At 43.4% G+C, this 25,184-nt stretch carries 18 protein-coding genes; 11 read left to right on the top strand and 7 right to left on the bottom strand.

Annotated elements, in window-relative coordinates; all coding sequences use genetic code 11:
• Positions 1-5 precede the first annotated feature (5 nt).
• From prpB to R7035_RS19550, 8 genes are all read left to right on the top strand, one after another.
• Positions 6-902: a methylisocitrate lyase gene (gene prpB, locus R7035_RS19515; RefSeq protein ID WP_238975210.1), complete on the top strand. Its 897-nt coding sequence runs from the start codon at positions 6-8 to the stop codon at positions 900-902.
• Between the two features lie 131 nt (positions 903-1,033).
• Positions 1,034-2,176, top strand: coding sequence for a 2-methylcitrate synthase (gene prpC, locus R7035_RS19520; protein ID WP_053307033.1), 1,143 nt, complete (start codon positions 1,034-1,036; stop codon positions 2,174-2,176).
• Between the two features lie 156 nt (positions 2,177-2,332).
• On the top strand, positions 2,333-4,924 hold the full coding sequence (acnD, locus tag R7035_RS19525) for a Fe/S-dependent 2-methylisocitrate dehydratase AcnD (RefSeq protein WP_017633775.1): 2,592 nt from the start codon (positions 2,333-2,335) through the stop codon (positions 4,922-4,924).
• Positions 4,925-4,933: 9 nt separating this feature from the next.
• Positions 4,934-6,130 (top strand): 2-methylaconitate cis-trans isomerase PrpF, encoded by a 1,197-nt coding sequence (prpF, locus tag R7035_RS19530; RefSeq protein WP_005377286.1) that lies wholly within the window; start codon positions 4,934-4,936, stop codon positions 6,128-6,130.
• 77 nt (positions 6,131-6,207) lie between these two features.
• Positions 6,208-8,085: a propionyl-CoA synthetase gene (locus R7035_RS19535; RefSeq protein ID WP_256901360.1), complete on the top strand. Its 1,878-nt coding sequence runs from the start codon at positions 6,208-6,210 to the stop codon at positions 8,083-8,085.
• Between the two features lie 189 nt (positions 8,086-8,274).
• Positions 8,275-8,754, top strand: a complete 480-nt coding sequence (locus R7035_RS19540) for a GNAT family N-acetyltransferase (protein WP_005377290.1) — start codon at positions 8,275-8,277, stop codon at positions 8,752-8,754.
• A 191-nt stretch (positions 8,755-8,945) separates the two neighbouring features.
• A complete protein-coding gene (locus R7035_RS19545) occupies positions 8,946-10,277 on the top strand; it encodes a trypsin-like serine protease (protein ID WP_318146239.1) in 1,332 nt (443 codons plus the stop codon).
• A gap of 385 nt (positions 10,278-10,662) precedes the next feature.
• Positions 10,663-12,108 carry a bifunctional NUDIX hydrolase/phosphatase PAP2 family protein gene (locus R7035_RS19550; protein WP_239938691.1) on the top strand — a complete coding sequence of 482 codons (1,446 nt, stop codon included), beginning with the start codon at positions 10,663-10,665 and terminating at the stop codon, positions 12,106-12,108.
• A 160-nt stretch (positions 12,109-12,268) separates the two neighbouring features.
• Here the strand turns inward: R7035_RS19550 and R7035_RS19555 are convergent, their stop codons facing one another.
• Positions 12,269-13,078, bottom strand: a complete 810-nt coding sequence (locus R7035_RS19555; protein WP_017821691.1) for a Cof-type HAD-IIB family hydrolase — start codon at positions 13,076-13,078, stop codon at positions 12,269-12,271.
• Positions 13,079-13,294: 216 nt separating this feature from the next.
• Between R7035_RS19555 and queE the strand changes: the two genes are divergently transcribed.
• Positions 13,295-13,945, top strand: a complete 651-nt coding sequence (queE, locus tag R7035_RS19560) for a 7-carboxy-7-deazaguanine synthase QueE (RefSeq protein WP_005377296.1) — start codon at positions 13,295-13,297, stop codon at positions 13,943-13,945.
• 309 nt (positions 13,946-14,254) lie between these two features.
• Here the strand turns inward: queE and queC are convergent, their stop codons facing one another.
• From queC to eamB, 3 genes are all read right to left on the bottom strand, one after another.
• Positions 14,255-14,911, bottom strand: a complete 657-nt coding sequence (gene queC / locus R7035_RS19565) for a 7-cyano-7-deazaguanine synthase QueC (protein WP_005377298.1) — start codon at positions 14,909-14,911, stop codon at positions 14,255-14,257.
• A 67-nt stretch (positions 14,912-14,978) separates the two neighbouring features.
• Entirely contained in the window at positions 14,979-15,317 is a 339-nt protein-coding gene (locus tag R7035_RS19570; protein ID WP_005388200.1) for a helix-turn-helix domain-containing protein, read from the bottom strand.
• Positions 15,318-15,625: 308 nt separating this feature from the next.
• Positions 15,626-16,210: a cysteine/O-acetylserine transporter gene (gene eamB, locus R7035_RS19575; RefSeq protein WP_047102681.1), complete on the bottom strand. Its 585-nt coding sequence runs from the start codon at positions 16,208-16,210 to the stop codon at positions 15,626-15,628.
• Positions 16,211-16,322: 112 nt separating this feature from the next.
• Between eamB and R7035_RS19580 the strand changes: the two genes are divergently transcribed.
• Positions 16,323-17,222, top strand: coding sequence for a LysR family transcriptional regulator (locus R7035_RS19580; RefSeq protein ID WP_053307039.1), 900 nt, complete (start codon positions 16,323-16,325; stop codon positions 17,220-17,222).
• A gap of 1,233 nt (positions 17,223-18,455) precedes the next feature.
• Here the strand turns inward: R7035_RS19580 and R7035_RS19585 are convergent.
• From R7035_RS19585 to R7035_RS19595, 3 genes are all read right to left on the bottom strand, one after another.
• Positions 18,456-19,385 (bottom strand): LysR family transcriptional regulator, encoded by a 930-nt coding sequence (locus R7035_RS19585; protein WP_025768139.1) that lies wholly within the window; start codon positions 19,383-19,385, stop codon positions 18,456-18,458.
• Between the two features lie 145 nt (positions 19,386-19,530).
• Complete coding sequence (locus R7035_RS19590) at positions 19,531-22,671, bottom strand: multidrug efflux RND transporter permease subunit (protein ID WP_318146240.1); 3,141 nt, start codon at positions 22,669-22,671, stop codon at positions 19,531-19,533.
• Positions 22,672-22,683: 12 nt separating this feature from the next.
• Entirely contained in the window at positions 22,684-23,853 is a 1,170-nt protein-coding gene (locus tag R7035_RS19595; RefSeq protein WP_054579512.1) for an efflux RND transporter periplasmic adaptor subunit, read from the bottom strand.
• A 378-nt stretch (positions 23,854-24,231) separates the two neighbouring features.
• On the opposite strand from R7035_RS19595, the gene R7035_RS19600 reads away from it, so the two are divergent.
• A complete protein-coding gene (locus tag R7035_RS19600; RefSeq protein ID WP_262652036.1) occupies positions 24,232-25,155 on the top strand; it encodes a LysR family transcriptional regulator in 924 nt (307 codons plus the stop codon).
• Positions 25,156-25,184: the final 29 nt, after the last annotated feature.

A 25,184-nucleotide genomic window follows, 5' to 3' on the forward strand; every position in this document is an offset into this window, starting at 1 on the left:
TCGTCATGAGCTTAACACCGGGAGCGAAATTCAGACTCGCCATTGAACAAAATAATCCACTACAAATTGTCGGCACTATAAACCCGTATTGCGCCATGATGGCAAAAAACTTGGGTCACCAAGCGATTTACTTGTCTGGTGGCGGTATCGCAAATGCTTCATACGGATTGCCGGATCTCGGTATCACAACATTAAACGACGTTTTGGTTGATGTTGACCGTATTACTAACGCATGTAATTTGCCTCTTTTGGTTGATATCGACACGGGCTTTGGCGGTGCATTTAACATTGCTCGCACGATCAAAGCGATGGAAAAAGCGGGCGCGGCAGCGGTGCACATGGAAGACCAAGTCGCACAGAAACGTTGTGGTCATCGTCCGAACAAAGCAATAGTCAGCCAGCAAGAGATGGTTGATCGTGTAAAAGCCGCGGTTGATGCACGCAATGATGAAAGTTTCGTGATTATGGCTCGTACTGACGCGTTAGCTGTTGAAGGCATGGACAGCGCAATCGAGCGCGCGATTGCGTGTGTGGAAGCTGGCGCAGACATGATCTTCCCAGAAGCGATGAACAAGCTGGACCAGTACCTTCAGTTCTCAAATGCGCTTGAGCAAGCGACCGGAAAGCACGTTCCTATTCTAGCGAATATTACAGAATTTGGCGCGACACCGCTGTATGGCTGCGATGAGCTAGCGAAAGCAAAAGTGGACATGGTGCTTTATCCATTAAGTGCGTTCCGTGCCATGAACAAAGCTGCTGAAACGGTCTACAAACATTTGCTAGAAGTGGGTAATCAGGAAGCACTGGTTGATTCGATGCAAACACGTAAAGAGTTGTATCAGCACCTGAATTACCACGACTACGAAGACAAACTTGACCAGTTATTCTCTGAAGGGAAATAGCGGGGAAAAGCAAAAATAGACGGAAGCCCAAGAAAAAGATAATCGGAATTTATCTCATCTAATAACGTGAAATTCGTTTGGCTAAAAACACCCCAGAGAGGGAAAAGTCAGACAGAAAAGGAGTTCAAACAATGTCTCAAACTGCAGAAAAGAAAGCAGAATTAGGTGGCGCAGGCCTTCGTGGTCAAAGCGCAGGAAGCACAGCTTTATGTACTGTCGGAAAAACGGGAACTGGTTTAACTTATCGTGGATACGATATTACTGATCTTGCGAACAACGCACAGTTTGAAGAAGTGGCTCATCTTCTGTTACGCGGTCACTTGCCGAATCAACAAGAACTTGATGCGTACAAGACATACCTACTCAGCCTTAGAGGTTTGCCAGCCGAGCTAAAACAAGCTTTAGAGTTGATTCCTGCAAGCGCACACCCAATGGACGTAATGCGCACGGGTTGTTCTGTATTGGGTAACCTAGAGCAGGAAATGAGCTTCGAGGAGCAACTGAAAGCAACCGAACGTATGCTAGCCTTGTTCCCTGCCATCATCTGTTACTGGTACCGCTTTAGTCATGATGGCGTGCGTATCAACACCGAGGATCAGACTGAAGATTGCATCGGTGGTTACTTCTTGCGATTACTTACAGACAAAGCGCCATCTGCGCTGCACAAACAAGTGATGCATTGCTCGCTCATTCTTTATGCTGAACATGAGTTTAATGCTTCTACATTCGCAGCACGCGTTTGTGCATCAACGTTGTCAGACATCCATTCTTGTATCACGGCAGCAATCGGTACGCTTCGTGGACCACTTCACGGTGGTGCGAACGAAGCGGCGATGGAAATGATTGAAGATTGGCAAACGCCCGACGAGGCGGAAGCGAACATCATGAAAATGCTAGCCAATAAAGACAAGATCATGGGCTTCGGTCACGCGATTTATCGTGAAAGTGACCCTCGCAACGCCTTAATAAAACGATGGTCCAAAGAGCTATCGAAACAAGTTGGTGACACTCATTTATATGCGGTTTCTGAGCGTGTTGAATCAGTGATGAAGCGAGAGAAAGGTCTGTTCTGTAATGCGGACTTCTTCCATGCATCGGCTTACCACTTCATGGACATTCCAACCAAACTATTCACCCCAATCTTTGTGATGAGTCGTTTAACGGGCTGGGCTGCACACGTTTATGAACAGCGTGCCAATAACCGTATTATTCGCCCAAGTGCTGATTACACGGGTCCAGATCATCAAGAATGGGTGCCTATCGAGAATCGCTAGCGCGAAGGTCAACGAGGGCATTATATGCTTTGGTTGACCACCTCCTTCCTTTGTCATTCTCTCTAACAGAGGAAGGAGATCCTCTCATCACTGTGTTTCTGGAGCAATGGAAAACCTTGATGAAGGCAAGATGTAAAGACTGAATGGAAGCAAACCATGAACACAAATATTAATACTCAATATCGTAAGCCGCTTCCGGGAACTCAACTGGATTATTTTGATGCACGCGAAGCCGTCAATGCCATTTCTCCTGGAGCCTATGAAACACTTCCTTATACCTCTCGCGTGCTAGCTGAGCAACTGGTCCGTCGCTGTGACCCGAACACATTGACAGATAGCCTGAAACAGTTAATTGAACGCAAACGCGATCTTGATTTTCCTTGGTATCCAGCACGCGTTGTTTGTCATGACATTCTTGGTCAGACCGCTCTAGTCGATTTAGCGGGTCTGCGCGATGCCATTTCAGATCAGGGCGGTGATCCTGCAAAAGTGAACCCAGTGGTTGAGACACAATTGATCGTTGACCACTCTTTAGCGGTTGAACATGCGGGCTTTGACCCTGATGCCTTCGACAAAAACCGCGCGATTGAAGAGCGCCGTAATGAAGACCGATTCCACTTTATTGAGTGGTGTAAAACAGCGTTTGAAAACGTCAGCGTGATTCCAGCTGGGAATGGCATCATGCACCAAATCAACTTGGAAAAAATGTCTCCTGTGGTACAAGCAAAGCAGGGCATTGCCTACCCTGACACCTGTGTGGGTACGGACAGTCACACGCCTCACGTAGACGCTCTTGGTGTTATTGCGATAGGTGTCGGTGGTCTGGAAGCAGAAACCGTCATGCTTGGCCGACCATCAATGATGCGTCTACCAGATATTGTCGGTGTCAAACTGACGGGTAAACGTCAACCGGGCATTACCGCAACGGATATTGTCCTCGCGATTACTGAATTTCTGCGTAATGAGCGTGTGGTATCTTCATATCTTGAATTCTTCGGAGAAGGCGCACGTGATCTAACGATCGGAGACCGCGCAACGATTTCAAACATGACACCAGAATACGGCGCAACAGCTGGCATGTTTTATATTGATGAGCAGACCATCAATTACTTGAAACTAACTGGTCGAGATGAAGAACAAGTTGCTCTAGTAGAAAATTACGCAAAACAAACCGGTCTTTGGGCAGACGATCTTGATAGCGCCGTTTACGAGCGCGTACTTGAGTTCGATTTATCATCAGTTAGCCGTAACTTGGCTGGTCCGTCAAACCCTCATCGTCGTTTACCAACTTCTGAGTTGGCACAGCGCGGTATTTCTGGAGCGTGGGAAGAGAAAGAAGGCGAGTTGCCAGATGGTGCAGTGATCATCGCTGCTATTACCTCATGTACGAATACTAGTAACCCAAGAAACGTGGTTGCTGCTGGCCTTGTGGCGAAGAAAGCCAACGAACTTGGTCTTGTACGTAAACCTTGGGTGAAATCGTCTTTTGCTCCGGGTTCTAAAGTTGCACGCTTGTATCTGGAAGAAGCGGGCTTATTACCAGAGCTAGAGAAGCTTGGCTTTGGCATTGTTGGTTACGCATGTACAACTTGTAACGGTATGAGTGGTGCGCTGGATCCAAAAATCCAACAAGAGATCATCGACCGTGATTTATATGCGACAGCGGTGCTTTCTGGTAACCGTAACTTTGATGGTCGAATCCATCCGTACGCCAAACAAGCTTTTTTGGCTTCACCACCATTGGTTGTCGCTTATGCGCTAGCGGGTACGATTCGTTTTGATATCGAGCGCGATGCATTGGGCACGGACCAAAACGGCAAACCAATTTATCTCAATGATTTGTGGCCAAGCGATGAAGAGATCGATGCAGTTGTCGGTACTCATGTTAAACCTGAGCAGTTTAAGCAAGTTTACATTCAGATGTTTAAGCTGAATGATCAAGAGCAAAATCCCAACCCGCTGTACGACTGGCGTCCGATGAGTACCTATATCCGCCGACCACCGTACTGGGAAGGTGCGCTAGCGGGAGAAAGAACATTGTCTGGCATGCGTCCATTGGCGATTCTGGGCGACAACATCACCACTGATCACTTATCACCATCCAACGCGATTCTCGCAAGCAGCGCAGCAGGTGAATACTTAGCGAAAATGGGTGTGCCAGAAGAAGATTTCAACTCTTACGCGACTCACCGTGGTGACCACTTAACGGCGCAACGCGCGACCTTCGCTAACCCAAAGTTGTTCAATGAAATGGTGAAGGAAAACGGCGAAGTCGTGCAGGGATCTCTGGCGCGTGTAGAGCCAGAAGGGCAGGTGGTTCGTATGTGGGAAGCGATTGAAACCTACATGAATCGTAAACAACCATTGATCGTGGTGGCTGGCGCGGATTACGGTCAGGGGTCATCCCGTGACTGGGCAGCAAAAGGCGTTCGACTGGCAGGCGTAGAAGCCATTGTTGCTGAAGGCTTTGAGCGTATTCACCGTACTAACTTGGTTGGCATGGGCGTACTACCACTGCAATTTAAGTCAGGCGTTAACCGCAATACGCTAGAGCTGGATGGTACGGAACTTTACGACGTGGTTGGAGAAATCAAGCCGGGCGCTGATTTAGCGCTGGTTATCACACGCAGCAACGGCGATAAAGTCGATGTTCCGGTTACTTGTCGCTTAGATACCGCTGACGAAGTTCACGTGTACAACGCAGGCGGTGTTCTGCAGCGTTTCGCGCAAGATTTCTTGGCACAATAAGGAGTGCGTATGTCAAATAATACTCCGAATCAAACAAGCCAAATAAAAGTGCCCGCGACGTACATGCGTGGCGGCACGAGTAAAGGTGTCTTTTTCAACCTAGAGGATTTACCTCAAGAAGCGCAAGTGGCTGGAGCCGCACGTGACAAACTGTTGCTACGCGTTATTGGCAGCCCTGATCCTTACGCGAAGCAAATTGATGGCATGGGGGGCGCGACGTCAAGCACCAGTAAAACAGTGATTGTTTCGCGCAGCAGCAGAGCCGATCACGATGTTGACTACTTATTTGGCCAAGTGTCGATCGACAAACCATTCGTCGATTGGAGCGGTAACTGCGGCAACTTGTCTGCCGCTGTCGGTCCTTTCGCCATTCATGCTGGTCTGATCCCACAAGATCGCATTCCAGAAAATGGCATTGTGACGGTGCGTGTTTGGCAGGTGAACATCAGCAAAACCATCTTGATTCACGTGCCAATCGTCAATGGTTTTGTCCAGGAAACTGGAGAGTTTGAGCTTGATGGCGTGACGTTTCCAGCCGCTGAGATTCAAGTCGATTTCGTTGACCCTTCTGATGGCGAAGGCAGCATGTTCCCAACAGGCAACTTAGTCGATGATTTAGTGGTACCGGACGTAGGTACGTTTAACGCGACCTTTATTAACGCGGGCATACCAACCATTTTTATTGATGCTGAATCGATAGGATATCAGGGCACCGAGCTGCAAGACGATATCAACAACGATGACACAGCATTAGCGATGTTCGAATCCATCCGCGCATATGGCGCGTTAAAAATGGGCCTGATTTCTGATTTAGAAGAAGCTCAAACACGCCAACATACGCCGAAAATAGCGTTTGTTTCTAAACCGAAAAGTTACCTGTCTTCAAGTGGTAAAGCCGTTAATGAGTCGGATATTGATGTGCTCGTTCGCGCGCTGTCGATGGGCAAGCTACATCATGCAATGATGGGAACAGCAGCCGTTGCTATTGCTTCTGCTGCGTGTGTGCCCGGAACGTTAGTGAATTTAGCCGCTGGTGGCGGTGAAAAAGAGTCCGTGACTTTTGGTCACCCGTCAGGAACGTTAAAAGTTGGGGCACAAGCGAAGCAAACTGAGCAGGGCTGGGTGGTGCAAAAAGCCATTATGAGCCGAAGTGCGAGAATACTGATGGAGGGATTTGTGCGTGTACCCTTCTATGTCTTCGATTAAAAGAGACGATCTTTGGATTAAAAGAGCGATCTTTGAGTAGAACGAGAGCAATGTCAGGACATACTGGAGGAAGCAATATGTCTTCATACGAAAAAGAATACTTATGGGCGAAGAATGAACCGGAGAGTTTTTGGCGCGCTCAAGCGGAGAATCTCGATTGGTTTGAATCTCCTAAAACTATCTTGAAATCTGATGAAAACGGCATAGAACGTTGGTTTCCAGATGGTGTAATGAATACGTGCTGGTTAGCATTAGATTACCATTGCGAGCAAGGACGCGGTGATAATACTGCACTCATTTATGACTCGCCAGTGACAGGTCGTAAAGCCACGTACACCTATAGCGACCTACGTGACCAAGTAGCAAAAATTGCTGGCATGCTGTCTGCTCAAGGTGTTGAAAAAGGCGACCGAGTCGTTATTTATATGCCGATGATCCCAGAAGCCGCAATGGCGATGCTTGCCTGCGCGCGTTTGGGGGCGATTCATTCCGTAGTATTCGGTGGTTTTGCACCTAATGAGCTTGCTGTACGAATTGAAGATGCAGAGCCGAAAGTGATCATGACGGCGTCGTGCGGGATTGAGATCAACAAAGTCATTCCATACAAACCAATGGTAGACAAAGCCATTATGGACAGCCGTTGGAAGCCTGAGAAAGTGTTTGTTTTCCAACGTCCAGAGTGCGACGCTGAGCTAAACCAAGAAAGAGACTTAGATTGGCAGCGAGAGTACAAACAAGCGCTGCCACATGGTTGTGTTCCGGTGTTAGCAACCGATCCGCTCTACATACTTTATACATCGGGCACGACAGGTAAGCCGAAAGGCGTTGTGCGTGATAACGGTGGCCATGCTGTCGCGATGAAGTACTCCATGAGCGCAATCTATAACATTCCTCAAGATGGCGTCTTTTGGGCGGCATCTGATGTGGGCTGGGTAGTAGGGCACTCTTACATTGTTTACGCTCCACTGATTCACGGTTGCACTACTATCCTATTCGAAGGCAAGCCTGTTCGAACACCGGATCCTGGCGCATTTTGGCGAGTGTGTGATGAATATAAAGTAGATGCGTTGTTCTCTGCACCAACGGCGTTTCGTGCGATTAAGAAAGAGGACCCGGAAGGCGAGCACTTAAAACAGCACGACTTGTCGAATCTGAAAACCATCTTTATGGCGGGAGAACGCCTTGACCCTCCGACACTGGAGTGGGTTCAGAGCAAAGCGGACAAGCCCGTTATTGACCACTGGTGGCAAACCGAGACGGGCTGGGCCATCGCTGGCAACCCGACAGGTGTCGAAATGATGCCAGTTAAAGCTGGTTCTTCGACGAAGCCCATTCCGGGTTATCAGGTCGTAATTCTGAATGAACTTGGAGAGGCTGTCGGGCCTAACCAACAAGGCTTTGTCGCATTAAAACGTCCGCTACCACCAAGTTGTCTGCCAACGGTTTGGCGTAATCATGACCGTTTTGAAACTGGTTATCTTAGCCAGTTCCCAGGCTACTACGTGTCAGGTGATGGTGGCTATCTGGATGAAGACGGTTACCTGTTTATTATGGGACGTATTGATGACGTGATTAATGTCGCGGGACACCGATTGTCGACAGGTGAAATGGAAGAAATAGTAGGAGGCCACCCAGCGATTGCAGAATGTGCGGTGGTTGGTATCCACGATGATCTAAAAGGTCAGCTTCCACTTGGCTTTGTGGTACTAAAAGACGGCGTCAAAGTGGATGAGCTAGACCTTGAAGGTGAGCTTGTTGGCAAAGTGCGTAGTGAGATAGGTGCAGTTGCTTGCTTCAAGCATGCGTTGGTTGTAGACCGTTTACCGAAAACACGTTCAGGTAAAATTTTGCGTCGAACTATACGTCAAATAGCTGATGGTGAAAAATACACCGTTCCGTCAACGATTGATGACCCAAGTAGCTTGAACGAAATTGAGCGAGTGCTACGACGCTGAGAAAAACTCAATTCTAACTAACCCCTGATCCTCGAACTATGTTGGTTGGTTCTGCCTCTGTACGTTTATTAAGTGCAGGGGCCTTTTTGTTGTTCAAACAGTACAAACGTATCGTGAAAGCATTTGTGACTTGCCAATACGACGTTTTCCTCACAAACTACAGCCATTCCATTTTTAGTGACCCTTTGTATGACCACGTTTGCGATTAAACCTGCGTGTTTTAGCGACCTAGAGTTGCTCAACGATCTTATGTTCGAGCTTCATGATGAGCATCATCTTCAATCTCCTGAGCTTTTCAAAACGGCAGAGGAGATAGAACAAGAAAAAAGCATTGCTCGATATATTGACGATCCTGAGTGCCTTGTTTACGTAGCAAAACAAGGAGATGAAATTATTGGCTTTATCTCTGGTCACTTCTGTGAACTTATTTCTACCGTCAGCCAGCCAGTTATGATGGGAAGTGTGGATGAGCTCTATGTGCTGCCTGAATATCGAAAACAAGGTACGGCGCAGGCATTGATTAATAAAATTGAGTCAACGTTCTCTGATTACGGTGCAAAACAGATGTTTGTTGAAGTATGGCATTTTAACCAGGGCGCAATATCTTTGTATGAAAAACAAGGATTTGCACATCATATCCACTATTTAAGAAAACCGCTGAACGAATAATCGTATTTAACTTTAATATTGTGATTTAGGTTCTATCGAATTGAAATCATTCAGTTCGTCAATAGACTTTTCTCTATAAGTTGCTCGCAATGTTAACAAATTGATATGCACCCACATTGGTATCGGCGTTTTTGTCTGCTTGTTTATTAGTAGCACGAGGATCGTGCTTACAAAAACAAGAGGACAATATTTTGAAACTAACAAAATCGTTACTTGCTTTAGCCGTTTTGCCAATGTTCGCAAGTGCTGATGATTTGTCTCAGACGCAAAATCACACTATCCAACCCCAGATCGTAGGCGGAGTAACTGCCGACCCACGTGACTGGAAATTCTACACCCAAATTGTTAGTCGTTATGGTAACCGATCGTATTGTGGGGCCAGTTATATCGGGAATGGTTACGTTCTGACTGCTGCACATTGTGTTGAGGGTGATTCTCCGAGTCAGATTGCGGTTAAAATCGGTGGCGTTGTTTATAACGGTAGTGATGGTGTTCGTGCAAACGTCAGTGAGATCCATATGCACCCGGCATATCGCCGCGCGACGCTTTCTCATGACCTCGCGGTATTGAAGCTCGACTCTGTGCCTCAAGGTGTTTCTTCAGTTGAGATTGCGAATGGCAGTCTAACGCAATACACGAGCATCGGAGATTGGCTTAGTGTTGCTGGCTTAGGGCGAACTTCTGAAGGAGGAAGCTCTCCGTCTCGATTGCAAGAGGTTGACGTCCCACTTGTGTCGGATATGACTTGCCGTCAAGCCGGTGGCAACTACACAACGGTTGGAGAAGTGTCATTCTGTGCGGGTATTCCTCAAGGTGGGATAGATTCTTGTCAGGGAGATAGTGGTGGTCCAATCGTCATTAATCGCAGTGGTGTAATTACTCAACTTGGTGTGGTCAGTTGGGGAATAGGTTGTGCTCGTCCTGGTATGTATGGGGTTTATAGCGATATCGCTGCTATGCGCAATTTTGTCGATGGTGTTATCGGAACAGCAACACCACCAAAAGAGAATGTTTCTGTTGGATACACCACCGAACAGACACTGGCATCATTTAATGTTGGGGAGTTACAGCAACATAGCTTTGTTATCCAGAATTCAGGGAGCACCACGTTCACTGTGGAAAATGTTCGCGCGTTTGCTTCGGGTGTTACTGATGCAGCTGTTATTGCCAATGATCAGTGCTCTCAGGCGACGTTAGCAATGAATGCAAGTTGTCGTGTTGATGTTGAATTTGGTGCTACTCAGAGCGGAGAAGCAAGAGTGGCTTTGAACTTCAACGTTGATAAGACCAGCACACAATACCAAGCGTTAGTATCCGCTCAAGCGAAAACGGTGACAACGCCTCCCACAGATAGCTGTACAACTGTATGGCAAGCCAGCTTAGTGTATCTCAAAGGAGATACGGTTACTTGGAATGGTAAAGTTTGGCAAGCGCAGTGGTGGACTCAAGGTGATAATCCAGCAGACTCAGGGCCTTGGGGTGTTTGGCAAAAAGTAGGCGATGCGAATTGCAAGTCTAACTAACGATCGGGCCAGTGAATTTGATTCGTTGACCATGAGATAAGATTCATTCTTGGTTTCAACGATCAGTACATAGTTATTATAACTGGGGTTTATTGTTTGCGAATAATAAGCCCTTTTTTATTGTGTTAACTATGAGAACCCACAAAATGTGTATGACTTTGTCCTGACGTTATCTTTATATAACTGGCAGAATTGCGATCAACATTTTATGTTTTGTCTGATCTTTGTCAGGTTTGCATTAAATTATTCTCCAGTGAGCGTTGAGATCGGGTTTTACGCGATCAACTCAGTTTGGCATAACTCGTTACTTAATTTTTGTCGAAAAAGATAAGATTAACTGCCATGATTCATTGGTTATCATTATGTTTATTTAAGGTCATATTTTGTGTTGAGACAGCTGTTATTACTCATCCTTTGTTTTATTTTGTTACCTGTTTCACCGATCTCTACGGCTAAAGCCACTGCGAGCGAAGTTAAAGGAGCGCTCTGTATTGTTCGCGCTGATGACAAGTTAGTGCTAGTTCATGAAGTATTAACGGATAAGATTTCTCTACCTGGCGGAACCATCATTGATGGTGAGTCTCCACAAGTTGCTGCTCAACGAGAAACGTGGGAAGAAACCGGTATAGTGGTTACGGTTGGAGAGGAGCTTGGCAGAACGGACACTGCGGTTTTTTACGACTGTATATCAGACTCTGACATTATCGCTTTTTCTATGAATAATTCTTTAGGTGGAAATGAACTGCCTATTTGGTTTGCCCCTCATTATGGAGTAGAAGTTGCTTCAGCGATGTTGCTTAGCCCATCTGAATTACCATCATCTTTATATCGTTATCCTGAGCAATGGCCACAAGCCACTCAGTTTTTTGATCAAGCTACCAAGCAATCAGTATCTTATGTGACTCAGTTGATCGAATCCGCGCCTTCATTTCGTCAGGTTGAATTGGCGTGGCTGATAGATTTACAGAGTTGGGTAGGGGCGTTGTCAGAAACGAGTTACGAGGTAGCTAGTCAGATCTCGAAACTGGTTATAGACCTGACAGAACCGACGGTACTACTCTTTCTATTTCCTTTTGCCATGATGCGCTTTGGTAGCCGGTTTGTGTACCGACTCTTTTTCGCAATTAGTGCAACGTCGCTTATGGTGCTTGTCGCTCAACAAGGCTTTTCGCTACCGCGCCCACATGTCTATATACCAATGATGGAGTTAACGCACAGCTTTGGCTTTAGTTTTCCTAGCTTGCCTATCGCTGTGTGGTTTTGTGTGCTGACGTTCTTGTTTCATAGAACCCAGTATTTTGGTTTGAATGGAACAACGGCAGTCTTCGTGTTCATCACTCTTACTGTGGTGTTAGGTAAGTTTTTCCTCGGCAGTGCCTTTATTTTAGATATGTTATTTGGCGCGCTGTTAGGCAGCTTGGTGGCTTGGCATGTTCTTCGACTGGAGACAAATCAAGATGTGAACGTTGATCAAGTTCTAAGCTCAAAAGGCGTCTGGTTCATTATGACTGCGACAACAGCGGTCATCTCCGTCATCTGGCCATTACCTGTGTTTGGTCGCTGGTTAGCAATTTTAATCACTGCATCAGCGTTGGTCATGACATTTAAAGAGTCGAAAGCACATTTAGATACTCGGCAGATGATCTTTGTGACGCTAGCATTGTTGCTTGTTGATCAACTCTATTTGTACTCGGCTAATATCGCATCGTTTAGCGGTTTGTGGTCATTAGTCTTGTCGACGTTACATTATCCATTATTAATGTTGTTATTTATGCTGCTTGCAAGGAAGCTGACTTGTGAAAACCAACCGAGCAAAACGTTGCTAGATTGATGGCTGTATTTGTTATCTATTAGTATTTGAGTAAAAACAAAGCCTTGCATTACAGCAAGGCTTTTACACGTTTAGTCCACGAACAACGCCGCTTGCCTATCTTGGACGGCTAGGGGTGTTAAACGTAAGAAGCTTAACGCAACAGACATGGCGGAAAGGGCTATGCATTGAGCACGAACTTTTCTATAGCTTTAGCGACACCGTGCTCATCATTACTTGCCGTAATGTAGTCAGCGATTTGCTTGGTTTCTTCCATTGCATTTGCCATCGCGATACCAAGGCCAGCGTATTTCAGCATGTGGTGGTCATTTTCTGCGTCACCCATACAGATAACTTCTTCCGGTTTAATTCCCAGATACTCGGCAATTGCGGCAACACCAATACCTTTGTTGCTCGCAGGGTTAAGAAACTCAAGGAAAAACGGAGCGCTTTGAACAACCGTAAACGCTTCGCGCATTTCAGCTGGCAGTGCTGCTATAACTTCTGTTAGTTTGCTTGGCTCTGCAACCATCATAGCTTTGATGATTGGATGATCGTCTTCTAGTGATTCGAAGTTCATCTCGGTGACATTTAAGCCATTTATCTTTGCTTCAATATCGGTGTAAGGGTTGTGTTCGTTGGTGATTAAACCATGAACTTGACTAAAAGCATGGACGTACGCACCTAGCTCTTCGGCTTTTCGCGCCACCAATTTTGCAGCTTTACCATCTATGATTTGCTGGTGGATGATGTCGTTTGTGCCTACGTTCTTGACCATCGAACCGTTGTAGTAAAGAACAAAATCTCGATCGGAATGGATATTCAGTTCGTCGAGCTTGTCTTGCATTCCTTCTAATGGGCGACCAGAAGCGAGAACGACAGTAACGCCTGCTTCTCGAGCTTTTGCGATCGCTTGTTTGTTTTCTTCAGAAATGGCTTTATCACTATTGAGTAGCGTGCCATCCATATCTAGTGCGATCAGTTTATACATCATTTCTTACCTTAAAGTTTTTTGGGATCTGTCAGTGAAAAAGGCTTGGTTTAACGTTAACCAGAAACCTATATTCATTACGCTATGAAACTACAAAATGGTCTATTTTAACAATTAATTTTTGGTTTAAATTGACCTAGACACGCGTGTCCATTATGGTCTTCGCCTCGAAATGTTATGAGTTGAGTGAGTTCTGCGTTGTATAAGCTAAATGAGATGTTTGAAACCATCCAAGGGGAAGGGGTTTTTACTGGAGTCCCTGCTGTTTTTGTTCGGCTTCAAGAGTGTCCGGTTGGTTGCTCATGGTGCGATACCAAACAAACGTGGTATGCAGATGAGAATGATCAACGTCAAATAGGCGATATTCTGGTGAAAACGGAAGATTCTCCGACGTGGTGTGTTGCATCTGCCGAGAACATCGTAGAGCAATATCAACAGCAAGGCTTTAATGCTAAGCATATCGTGATTACTGGTGGAGAGCCTTGTATTTATGATCTGCGCCCTTTAACAAAGGCGTTTGAAGATATGGGGTGCCAATGCCAAATTGAAACCAGTGGCACATCAGAAGTGATTACTTCAGAAAATACATGGGTGACAGTGTCACCAAAAGTAGCAATGAAAGGTAAACTGCCAGTGCTTAATAGCGCGTTAGAGCGGGCAAATGAGATTAAGCATCCAGTCGGCACCCAGAAAGACATCGACCACCTTGATGACCTTTTAGCAAATGCGAACGTAGCGGCTGAGACTATCATTGCACTACAACCAATTAGCCAGAAGCCTCGTGCTACGCAATTGTGTATTGATACGTGCATTGCTCGCAATTGGCGTTTGTCTGTTCAAACTCATAAATATTTGAGTATTGCTTAGACGAGAGGCTCGTCATCATTCGAAGTGGCTTTTCTATCTAATCCCGGTTTCGCGAGTAATGCCGTTGGTAGCTTTGCTATCGAAACATTGTCGATATATCTAAACAATTTATAGCGTTGTAAAAGCTAAGCAGTGTTGGCTGTTGTGGTGTGGTGCTATCTTTGGTTCGACAATCGTTTCGCATTTAATTGATGCCACCAATCTGGCGGCATCAAAATGAAGCTCTGTTGGCTGGAGTTTCACGCTGAGATAAAACGTTTAGAAGCTAACGCAAAAGGTTTTATCCACCGCTATTACCGCTAACAAAGACTATTTGCTCGCTAAGTATTCTTCTAAGCCGCTTTGTCGCAGTAGGCACGCTGGGCATTCACCACAGCCTTTACCAACGATTCCGTTGTAACATGTTAAAGTATTGTTTTGGACAAACTCCAACATATTGTGCTTATCAGCTAGAGCCCAGGTCTCGGCTTTAGTAAGCCACATTAAAGGAGTCTTAATATTGAAGGCTTTATCCATACCTAAATTGCAAGAGAGATTTAGAGAGCGAATAAAGTTGTCTCGGCAGTCAGGGTAACCACTAAAGTCTGTTTCGCAGACTCCCGTAATGATGTCTTGAATGCCAAGCTGGTAAGCATGGATACATGCGTAAGTAAGAAAGAGAATGTTTCTCCCTGGAACGAATGTATTGGGTACGTTAGCGTCGCTTAAGTCATTAGATACCGGAATGTTGTCTCTTGTCAGCGAGCTTATCGCTAACTCATTAATTGATTTTACATCCAGGACTTTGTGGCTTTTGATGTTAAGTTGCTTACCTAATTCGATAGCGATATCTATTTCATCTGAATGACGCTGGCCATAATCAAACGTTATAGCATGAACTTCATCATATGTATTTAATGCATCGATTAAGCAGGTCGTAGAGTCCTGCCCACCGGAAAAAACCACAAGTGCTTTTGTTGTAGCCATGTTGAACCCTTAGTTATGCTCTTTGATTCTTTGGTATTGATACGTATTCTTAGGCGTTTAATCCCAATTACGTACTCGACTTCGTGGCGATTGCGTCCGCAATCAGCTGGGCTGTGCTCTCAAGCACTCTTTGCTTGTCATCATTTGACAGCTTGTGGAGATTCACAGCAAGTTCAGCGGTGATTTCATCTTCACAAAAAAAATAGTTTAGAGGCACGTTTAGCTCATCTGCGATAAGTTTGAGCGTTTTTACGTCGGGAGTATGGCGCTCCCTTTCGTATTGATTCATCCTTGCACTTGCAGAACTATCATCCATGCCGATACGGATGCCCAGTGCTTTTTGGGACAGATTCGCTTGTTTACGCGCATGCTTAAGGCGGGCTGGGAGTGGGTTATTAAACAACACTTAAAGTTCATACGAAGGACTAGGATGACTAAGATTATCTTAGTTTTTCTGATTTGTGTATACTAAGTAATGCTTAGTTATTGCCGAGGTCGCCAAGGCCGTGTCTGTATAACTAAACAAGATTTCGTATCTTTAGGTTGATTAAGTGACGTTGAATCTACTTCTTCAAAAACTGCCGTATGAAGGAGTGGGAGGAGCGAGTAAGGGCACGAGAAACCGCAGCGATTTGTGGAGCAGAATTTGCTCTTCACATAAACGTAGTCGTCTAAGTTGAAGAGCAATATTGTTCTTGATGATCAACTATATACTTAAGTAAATAACTGTGTCGCACAATAGATCAGAGCTGCTGCTAAGCTCATATTGATGACTTTACCATATCTCTGGAATTGCGATTGAAGTAGCTTTCCTGCAACGGCCCAAACTACGTTGCTAAGAAGTGCGATCAAAGCAAGAATGAGGCTAGTCGCTAAGATCCAGTAGATATTCTGAGTGTGGGGCAGTACGAACGTAGAAATAGAGGTAATTCCATAAAGAATGATTTTCACATTAACGAACTGCAAACCGAAACCTGTTAAGAAACTGATACCTTTAGAATTATCCGGTGAAGTTTTGATCTCACTCGTAGCAAGCCCCCAAGCCAACCAAACAATATAAGCTGCTCCAATCCATGTTAGCCAAGGTGTAATCACGGGCAAGAGGCTGATCATGTTATACGTGAAAGCGCCACAAAGTAGCATCAAAACAACATAGCCACAAAACATCCCCGAAATCACTTTTGTTGAGCGTTTTAGTCCATATTGCGTCGCGATGCTGAGCGATAAAATGTTGTTTGGCCCTGGTGTAATTGAAGTAATGATTACGTAAGTAAAAAATGCGGTGTAGATGGCGGTCATCTCTATCTCTCCTGTTTTTACTGCACTATACTTCGCTACAATTGATTAAAAAATTGAATAAATTAAAACTTAGACTTTTAATTTATTGAACTGTTGGTTGTGGAGTCTAGTCATGAATCTAAAACGCTTTCTTACTTTTAAAGCTATTGTTGAAGAAGGATCGTTTCTAAAAGCGTCACAGAAGCTTTATTGCACGCAATCAACCGTCACCTTTCAAATCAAGCAGTTGGAACAAGATCTGTCTCTGCAGCTGTTCGAAAAAATAGGGCGTAAGATGGTTTTGACTCAAGCAGGAGAAAAGATACTGCCTTACGTCTATGAACTGTCGCGAGTGATGGAAAATATTGAGGGAACAGCACAGCAAGAAAACTCGGAGCCGACCGGTGAATTGAAAGTGCTGGTTGCTGAGACTCAACTTGCTTATAAGATGGCTAATGTTTTAAAAGAGTTCAGGATCAGAGCGCCCAATGTCAGACTCTCTCTGCAATCACAAAATTGCTATCAGATTCGAGATGAGTTGATAGCGGATAAAGCTGATTTAGGTGTGTTTTATCGAGTAGGTAATGACGATACGCTCAAGGTCCACGAGTTTGAGCACGAGCCACTGGTATTGGTTGCTTCACCGCTTTTAAAAGGGCTAGATTTAAAGAAGAGAGAGCAACATATTGATTTAGGGTTTATAAGCAATGGCCCTAAGTGCCTTTTTCGACGGATGTTTGAGAGCATTATTCAGGAGCGTGATATTAGCATCGACAACATGATCGAACTTAGCAGTATTAATACGATCAAAAATTGCGTTGAGAGTAATATTGGTATCTCTTACTTACCTCGTTTTACGGTTGAAAAAGAGTTGCAAGAGGGCAGTTTACAAGAGCTTGAGTTCACCGAATTTTCACAGATGATCAAGCCACTCTGCGCTTATCATGCTGGGAAGTGTGTGACGCCGGCGATGGAAGTCTTTATTGATTGTATGCGTAACGAGTATGAACGGCTTTCTACTCAGAGTCGGTGATCTTTAATATGTTCTATCTGATATAGTTTCGTTTTTACTCCTTTTTATTTTTTAAGTGGCTACTTCTAATTTATTGATTTTTATTGCTTTGTTTTGAATCCGACTGTTGTGGGATGATAAATGGGATCTGATGTGAAGAGCTATTTATTGACGGAAAGAGATAAGATATAAAAACGACGGCGTGTGATAACTAGATTAGATAAGGTTACATAATTAACAGTGTAATAAATTCCATTCTTTATGGATTATTTTCAACGAGACTTAATTGTTACGGTTCGTTATTATTAACTCGTTAACGCATCCATTGCTAGGAAGTTAACTTACGCATATTGTTTTTTTCATCATTTGCAGCAAATATAATTTGCTGCTTTTTTTTAACCAAAAAAGTTCAAAGCTTGAACTACAAGCTATGAACTTTTATTTATACTTAGTGGTTTTCTACTTTAATAAGTAAAACACCGTTTAAAAGTATCGCGTAACCTAGTAACTCTAAGCTTTCTTCGACCAAGTTTTTCACGTCTCTATTGTATGAGTTCCCCATAAACTCGACCCAAAAATCACCATACCCTGCAAAGCGTGAGAATAAGAAAACAATAAAAAAGCCAATCGTTAATGTCGTGAAGCTAGAATGAGAAATGAAAAGTTTTACCTCATTTTTTATGTTAACTATGTTATTAAAACAAAAATAACAGACCGAGACTATTATAATCCAAGCAGGATACTTCCATGAACCGTGAGGGAAATACTGCTCTATGTGGTAGTCCATTTCTCTAACGAATATAACCATAAAAAATGAAGACATTATTACTAATATGTGTTTGAGTTCAAGATATTCCTTAGATTTATACAAACACATTAACGATGAAAAAAGCACAAATGCTATTTGAGTCATTTCTATAAGAGAGTTCTCCGATGTGCTTTTGTCCATTTGTACGCTAAAATAAATCGTTGCTAACGTGTAAATAACCAAAAAAATAAGATAAGATATTTTATATACTAACAAACTAGTGACCGAGGTGTGTTTTTCTTTAATATACATCGTAACTTGTATAGGTGATGGATTTGTTAGTATTATAAATCAAGAATGTTTTATATTTAGTGAATTAAGCGCCATTTAGAATGGAACTTAATTCACCTAACATTAAACTCCTATGAATCTTAAATATTCCTGTTTTAACTTATTGATTTTATTTGATGTTTTATTTTCTGTTAATTTTGGTTAAATAGAATTACCTAGCTTTTATTGAAATGCTTTTCCCATATTGGTGGTATGCCAATTTCTTCTTGAACGATATCAATGAATGCCCTAACCAATGGTGATTGCTGACGGTGTGAGTACATGGCATAAATATCACCAAAATCTTGAGTTTCATATTCTGGTAAAAGTTGAACTAAATTAGAAGACTCTAGGTTGTTAGGGAGCATAAATTGACCTATAAGTGCTGCGCCCAGACCTGACTTTACGCTTTCAATTATTAGCTCAGCTTCATTTACCATGTATGACCCTGATATTGGGTATGTATCTAAACCATCTGATTTTGCTTTGTCGTAGAATTTAAGTTTATCGACAATAAAATTACCATTTGAATAAATAATAAAAGGTAGCTTAACTAACTCATCAGGCGTTTCTGGGTTACCATGTTTTTCAATTAAATTTCGAGAAGCAATGATTGCAGTCGTATTTTTTGCTAATTTTCTTGCTACCATTGATGAATCCCTCATAGGTCCGATTCGAAAAGCAATATCAAAATTACTTCTAATCACGTCTACATGAAGATCATCTAGCATTAGTTCAACACTTGCTTTTGGGTACTTATGTAAAAACTTCTCTATCGAAGGTTGTAGATAGAGTTTTCCAAATAATGTTGAGCTTGAAATTCGTACTTTCCCTGAAGGCTCAGTCTGAAAGTTCTCCGCTATTTGTTGAGTATCATCAAGGAGTTGAGATATTTGGTCTGCTTTTTCTACTATTTGCTTGCCGACTTGTGTTAATGAAAGAGAGCGAGTCGTTCTGTTTAATAGCCTAACGCCTAAGTGCTCTTCTAACTGCTTGATGTGTTTAGACAAAACAGAGCGGTCGATATTCATCCCATCTGCTGCTTTTGCAAAAGATCCAGCTTTAGAGACTTCTAAAAGCAGGTGTAGTTTATTTGCTAAATCCACAATGTTTATCCACGTTAGATATTAGCGTATTAGTTTCATGTATAACTTCTGCTCTGTCTAGAAATTATTAATATACTTAATAACCAAAAGAAAAGGGAGCAATAGCTCCCTTTAGTATGAATTTAAATGAGTATTTATATTATGGTTATAGTGTTTGACGTTTTTTGTTTCGACTCACTAACATGTAAAAAACAGGTGTGAGTAGTAATCCAAATACCGTTACGCCTACCATACCCGAGAATACAGCAATACCCATTGCTTGTCGCATTTCCGCTCCGGCCCCTGTACCAATCATTAATGGAATAACACCAGCGGTAAATGCAATTGATGTCATTAGAATCGGTCGAAGACGTAAACGACATGCTTCCAAAATCGCTGATAAGGTATCTTGGCCATTGTCTTTAAGTTCTTTAGCGAACTCCACCATCAAGATGGCATTTTTACACGCTAGAGCCACAAGGACAATCAAAGCAATTTGTGTGAATATATTGTTGTCACCACCAATGAACCAAACACCTGCTAGTGCAGAAAAAATGGTCATAGGAACGATCAAAATGATAGCGAATGGCAGTTTTAAACTCTCGTACTGCGAAGCTAGCACCATGAAAACTAACAAAACAACAAGTGGGAATATATACACCATCGTGTTACCAGCCAAAATCTGCTGGTAGGTTACATCAGTCCATTCATAAACCATTCCCTCTGCTAGGTTTTGATCCAGTACTTCCTCAATAGCCGTTTGGGCTTGGTCAGAACTGTAACCAAAAGCAGGACTGCCGTTTAGTTCTGCACTAGGGTAGCCGTTATAGTGCATCACGCGGTCAGGCCCAATCGTGGGTATGATCTCCAGTACAGCGCCGAGAGGAACCATTTGTCCGGCAGCATTTCTTACTTTGTAGTTAAGTATTTGGTCAGGTTCGAGACGATAGTTCATGTCTGCCTGGGCATTCACTTTGTATGTTCTACCAAACATATTGAAGTCATTGACGTATAATGATCCTAAATAAACTTGAAGCGCATCAAAAACCTGCTCTAGAGGAACACCTTGCAGCATCGCTTGTTCACGATCTATTTGGATGTCCATCTGCGGCACTTGTATACGAAATGTGGAATATAATCCCATCAGCTCGGGTCTTGTTGATGCCTCACTTATTACCAAGTTCAATTGCTTGAAGAGCTCATCAAACCCCTTGTTCGCTCGGTCTTCGATTTGAAGTTTAAAGCCGCCAGTAGAGCCAAGTCCTTGGATTGGTGGTGGTGGAAAAATCGCAACGAAGGCTTCATCAATGATTGAAAAGCTCTTATTCAAAGATGCAACAATCGCATTTGCTCCGAGAGTTGGATCATTTCGTTTATCGAAGTCCTCAAGCGTAACAAAAACGATGCCACTATTCGGACTGTTAGTAAAACCATTGACCGATAAGCCTGGGAAAGAAATGGTTTGTGCTACGCCAGGTGTTGCCAGCGCGAGGTTTTCCATTTCTTTAATAACGGACTCTGTTCGATCTAAACTTGCTGCATCTGGAAGTTGGGCGATCGCAACTAAATACTGCTTATCTTGTTGAGGAATGAATCCTCCAGGAACAGCTTTGAATAGAGAAACCGTTCCCCCGAGTAACGCAATGTATACCACCACAACAACAAGGCTATAGCGAATCAGCTTCTTGACCAGAGCTTGATATTGGTTCGAGCTATACTCAAAAATTCTATTGAATGGCGCAAAAACATACTTACCAAAAACCGCATCCAAGAGCTTGGTTAGCCGATCGGGTTTTGCGTTCTTATCTTGTAATAGCAGTGCTGATAAAGCAGGCGATAACGTCAACGAGTTAATTGCTGAAATAATCGTCGAGATCGTAATTGTTAGTGCGAACTGCTTATAAAACTGACCGGATAACCCTGTAATAAAGGTCGTCGGGATGAACACCGCACATAACACTAAAGCAATTGCAATAATTGGCCCGGTAACTTCGGTCATTGCTTGTTTCGTTGCTTCTAGTGGTGCAAGTCCATTATGGATGTTCCGTTCCACGTTTTCGACGACAACAATGGCGTCATCGACGACGATGCCTATGGCGAGAACAAGCCCAAACAACGAAAGCGTGTTAATCGATACTCCAAGCATTTGCATTACGGCGAACGTACCGATTAATGAAACAGGCACCGCAATGATAGGGATGATAGACGCGCGCCATGTTTGCAAAAACAAAATGACTACGACAACAACAAGTACAATTGCCTCTAGCAGAGTATGAACCACCGCGTCTATCGAACCACGAACAAAGACGGTCGGGTCGTAGGCTATTTCATATGAAACTCCAGCTGGAAAGGCTGTTTGTAAACGGTCCATGGTTGAACGAACCTGATTAGATAGCTCAATAGCATTAGCACCAGGGCGCTGGAATACGGGCATCGCCACCGCTGGTTTACCATTTAACAAGGCGCGCAGTGCATAAGAGTTTTGACCTAGCTCTACGCGTGCAACGTCTTTAAGACGTGTCAAAGCCCCTGTTTCGTCAACTTTTACTACAATGTCGTTGAATTCATCAATATTCTCCAAACGGCCCTTTACGTTCAACAAAACTTGGAATTGGTTTTCATTAGCGGCTGGTTGCGCACCTAATGAGCCTGCTGCCACCTGTTGGTTTTGAGATCGGACGGCTGAGACAACGTCCATTACGGTTAGATTTCTAGAAGCGAGCTCATCTGGATTTAACCACAAGCGCATTGAGTACTCATCACCACCGAAAAGGCGCACATCACCAACGCCTCCGAGCCGAGCTATCTCATCTTTCAAGTTTAAATTAGCGTAGTTAGCTAAATAACTGACTTCACGGCTAGAATCTGGAGAATATATATGCACAACCATGGTGAGATCAGAAGAGGCTTTTTCGGCAACAACTCCTAACCGTTGGACGGCTTCTGGTAATCGGGGCAAAGCTGTAGTGACGCGGTTTTGAATTTGAACCTGAGCTTTGTCCAAGTCCGTACCTAAAGCAAAGGTTACGGTCAATGTCATTCTGCCGTCACTGGTTGCCTGCGAAAACATATATAACATGTTTTCTGTACCATTAATTTCTTGCTCCAGAGGCGTAGCAACTGTTTCTGCGATTACTTTTGGGTTCGCACCAGGATAGTTTGCTGTAACTACCACTGTAGGAGGGACAACCTCTGGATATTCACTCACAGGCAACTGTAAAAGTGAAATTGCGCCTACTATTAATATCAATAGCGATAACATAGAGGCAAATATGGGTCTTTGAATAAAAAAGTGTGCAAATTTCATTCGGTTGTCTTCTTAGTCTTGAGCTAAACGTTTGTTTGGCAACGATGTTGAGTTTGAAGCCATAATCAATGAAGTGTTGCTAATATCTAGCGTGACATTTTTTGGTGTGATTTTGCTATTTGGGCCAACTTTTGCTGGGCCATTTACCGCAATAACTGAGTCGGCGTTCAAGCCATTCTCGATGGCACGAAATGTTCCGTAACGTTCGCCTAAGGTTACGATGCTGTATTGCAACGTATTCTCTTCATTGAGTGTTAATACAAAGCGGTTTTCTAGATCTGTGCCAATAGAACGCTCTGGAACGAGAACTCGTTCAACTGGTTTGGTTGTTGATATCTGAACTCGGCCAAACGATCCCACTTTTAAGTTTGATTTTGTTGCATCGAATACCGCTCGAACCTGCAAAGTACCGGTGTTTTCGTTGATGGAGTTGTCGACAAAGTCAACGCGTCCAAAAAACTCCTGCCCATTTTGTCCAGATAGTTCAAGACGAGTAGGTAAGTTAGAGTCGGCATTGATTGTCGAGAAGTAACGGTTCCAAGTTCGCTCATCGACATCAAAGTATGCATATACCTGATCGTTAGAGACAATGTTTGATATAACGCTTTGATTTGCGTTTACATTGTTTCCTTTAGTAATGAATGCTCTTGAAATAGTGCCGCTAATAGGGGCATATATCTTCGTAAACTCAAGATCTAACTTTGCGGATTCTAACTGAGCACGCAAAGCCATTAGTTCTGCAGAGCGTTGCTTTACTGCGGTATCTCGGGCCTCTGCTTGTTCCGCTGAGATGGCTTTTCGCTTAACCAGTTGAGCGGCTCTCTTTTGTTCGTTTGCTGCTTGCTCTAGCGCAGCTCGAGCACTCTTAACTTGCGCTTCAAGTCGTGAGACCTGAGCTTTGAAGGTTCGATCATCAAGAGTGACGAGTAAGTCGCCTTTGTTGACACTCTGTCCGTCTTTGAACTCTACCGTTTCAATAACTCCGGAAACGCGTGGCATTAAAGAAACTTTCTCTGGTGCTTGAAGCCTTGTTGTAAAGGTGAACCACGATTGAACGGGCTCATAGATGACTTTGGAGACGTCTATCGTAGGTAAGGGAGTATTAGGTTGTTTGGTTATCTCTTCGTCTGCACAAGCAGCTAAAACGGATAAAAGGCCAATGCCGAAAACTTTCTTTAACATTTGTCGCGCCCTAAATGATTCTGTTCATACTAAAAGGAACGGCATTGTATTCATTGTACCTATGGGTAAATAGGCCCTCAGCGAACATAGAGTAGTGATAAAAATGCACGATTAAATATTGGTCAAAATGCTCACTTTTTGGTTTGAAAAAGGTCAGTTTAGGGTTTTAAAGACGTGGAGTATTGTTAAATGTAATAAGCCATAATAGATAGGAATAACTAAACAGAAGCTAAAGATAGCGACGAAAATTAAAGCGTTTTTAATTCGTGCATTATTTGCAATTCACTGATGCAATTTGAACCATAAAAAATTGAAATTAATTTTGTAAAATCCATTTCCCATCACATAAAGAATAAAAACTAAATAAGGAATTGTGCAGTGGATCTCGCAAGCCAACTTGAATTACTACTGGATGTCTCTGAATACGGAACTTTTGCTAAGGCTGCTGACAGAAATCATATAGATCGTTCAGCTTTGTCAAAACAGATCAAAAAGCTAGAGGATGAATTGGGCTTACGGCTGTTAAACCGTTCCACGCGTTCGCTATCCCTGACCAATGCAGGTGTTGAGATGGTGGCGCAAGCTAAGAAAGTAAGAGAGGTTCTAACTGAAACTCGTAGTATTGCTGCTACATTTCAGGATGAACCGAAGGGTAACTTGAAAATATCAAGCTCCACTTTCTTTGGCAGAGCATACTTAAATCAGGCAGTTAAAGAGTTTATAAAACAGTACCCAAACATTACTGTAGAGCTGCTGCTCGATGATAATCGAGTCGATGTTATCCACGAAGGTTTTGATGTTGTGTTTCGTATCGGACCAATCCGAGAGTCCAACATGATAGTACGTAAGTTGGCAAGCAATAAAATGGCACTGGTTGCATCAAAGAGTTTTATTGACAAGTATGGAACTCCGAGCTCTCCAGAAGAGCTTATAAAAATGCCAGCAGTAATATACTCTAATGCTAACTTTAAGGCGGATAAGCTACGTATAGCGCCAAGCCAGTCATCAAGCGACGTTAGAACGTATAATATCAATGGGCAGTACTTCGTTAATGAAACTGAGTTAATGCTCGATGCCGTAAAATCTGATTTAGGGTATGCTTTAATTGGGCAGTTCTTTCTTCAGGAGAGTTTGAGTAAACAAGATCTTGTACAGTTGCTTCCTGATTATAATCTTCCCGCAATAGGGGAAATATATGCAATGTATACTCACCGAAATCAACAACCATTAGCCAAACTGTTCATTGATACTGTTCAAAAAATAATAGGGACGCCTCCTGTTTGGATGGATTATCTCAACTAATATGAGTACTAGGACATAATGTTTTAGAT

Source organism: Vibrio sp. 1731, from assembly GCF_033339955.1.
Taxonomy (GTDB): domain Bacteria; phylum Pseudomonadota; class Gammaproteobacteria; order Enterobacterales; family Vibrionaceae; genus Vibrio; species Vibrio alginolyticus.

What these genes read in the sequence shown, in the direction of transcription:
- prpB (WP_238975210.1), top strand. Translation starts at nt 6, where the DNA reads ATGAGCTTAACACCGGGAGCGAAATTCAGACTCGCCATTGAACAAAAT.
- prpC (WP_053307033.1), top strand. Translation starts at nt 1,034, where the DNA reads ATGTCTCAAACTGCAGAAAAGAAAGCAGAATTAGGTGGCGCAGGCCTT.
- acnD (WP_017633775.1), top strand. Translation starts at nt 2,333, where the DNA reads ATGAACACAAATATTAATACTCAATATCGTAAGCCGCTTCCGGGAACT.
- prpF (WP_005377286.1), top strand. Translation starts at nt 4,934, where the DNA reads ATGTCAAATAATACTCCGAATCAAACAAGCCAAATAAAAGTGCCCGCG.
- R7035_RS19535 (WP_256901360.1), top strand. Translation starts at nt 6,208, where the DNA reads ATGTCTTCATACGAAAAAGAATACTTATGGGCGAAGAATGAACCGGAG.
- R7035_RS19540 (WP_005377290.1), top strand. Translation starts at nt 8,275, where the DNA reads ATGACCACGTTTGCGATTAAACCTGCGTGTTTTAGCGACCTAGAGTTG.
- R7035_RS19555 (WP_017821691.1), bottom strand. Translation starts at nt 13,078, where the DNA reads ATGTATAAACTGATCGCACTAGATATGGATGGCACGCTACTCAATAGT.
- queE (WP_005377296.1), top strand. Translation starts at nt 13,295, where the DNA reads ATGTTTGAAACCATCCAAGGGGAAGGGGTTTTTACTGGAGTCCCTGCT.
- queC (WP_005377298.1), bottom strand. Translation starts at nt 14,911, where the DNA reads ATGGCTACAACAAAAGCACTTGTGGTTTTTTCCGGTGGGCAGGACTCT.
- eamB (WP_047102681.1), bottom strand. Translation starts at nt 16,210, where the DNA reads ATGACCGCCATCTACACCGCATTTTTTACTTACGTAATCATTACTTCA.
- R7035_RS19580 (WP_053307039.1), top strand. Translation starts at nt 16,323, where the DNA reads ATGAATCTAAAACGCTTTCTTACTTTTAAAGCTATTGTTGAAGAAGGA.
- R7035_RS19590 (WP_318146240.1), bottom strand. Translation starts at nt 22,671, where the DNA reads ATGAAATTTGCACACTTTTTTATTCAAAGACCCATATTTGCCTCTATG.
- R7035_RS19595 (WP_054579512.1), bottom strand. Translation starts at nt 23,853, where the DNA reads ATGTTAAAGAAAGTTTTCGGCATTGGCCTTTTATCCGTTTTAGCTGCT.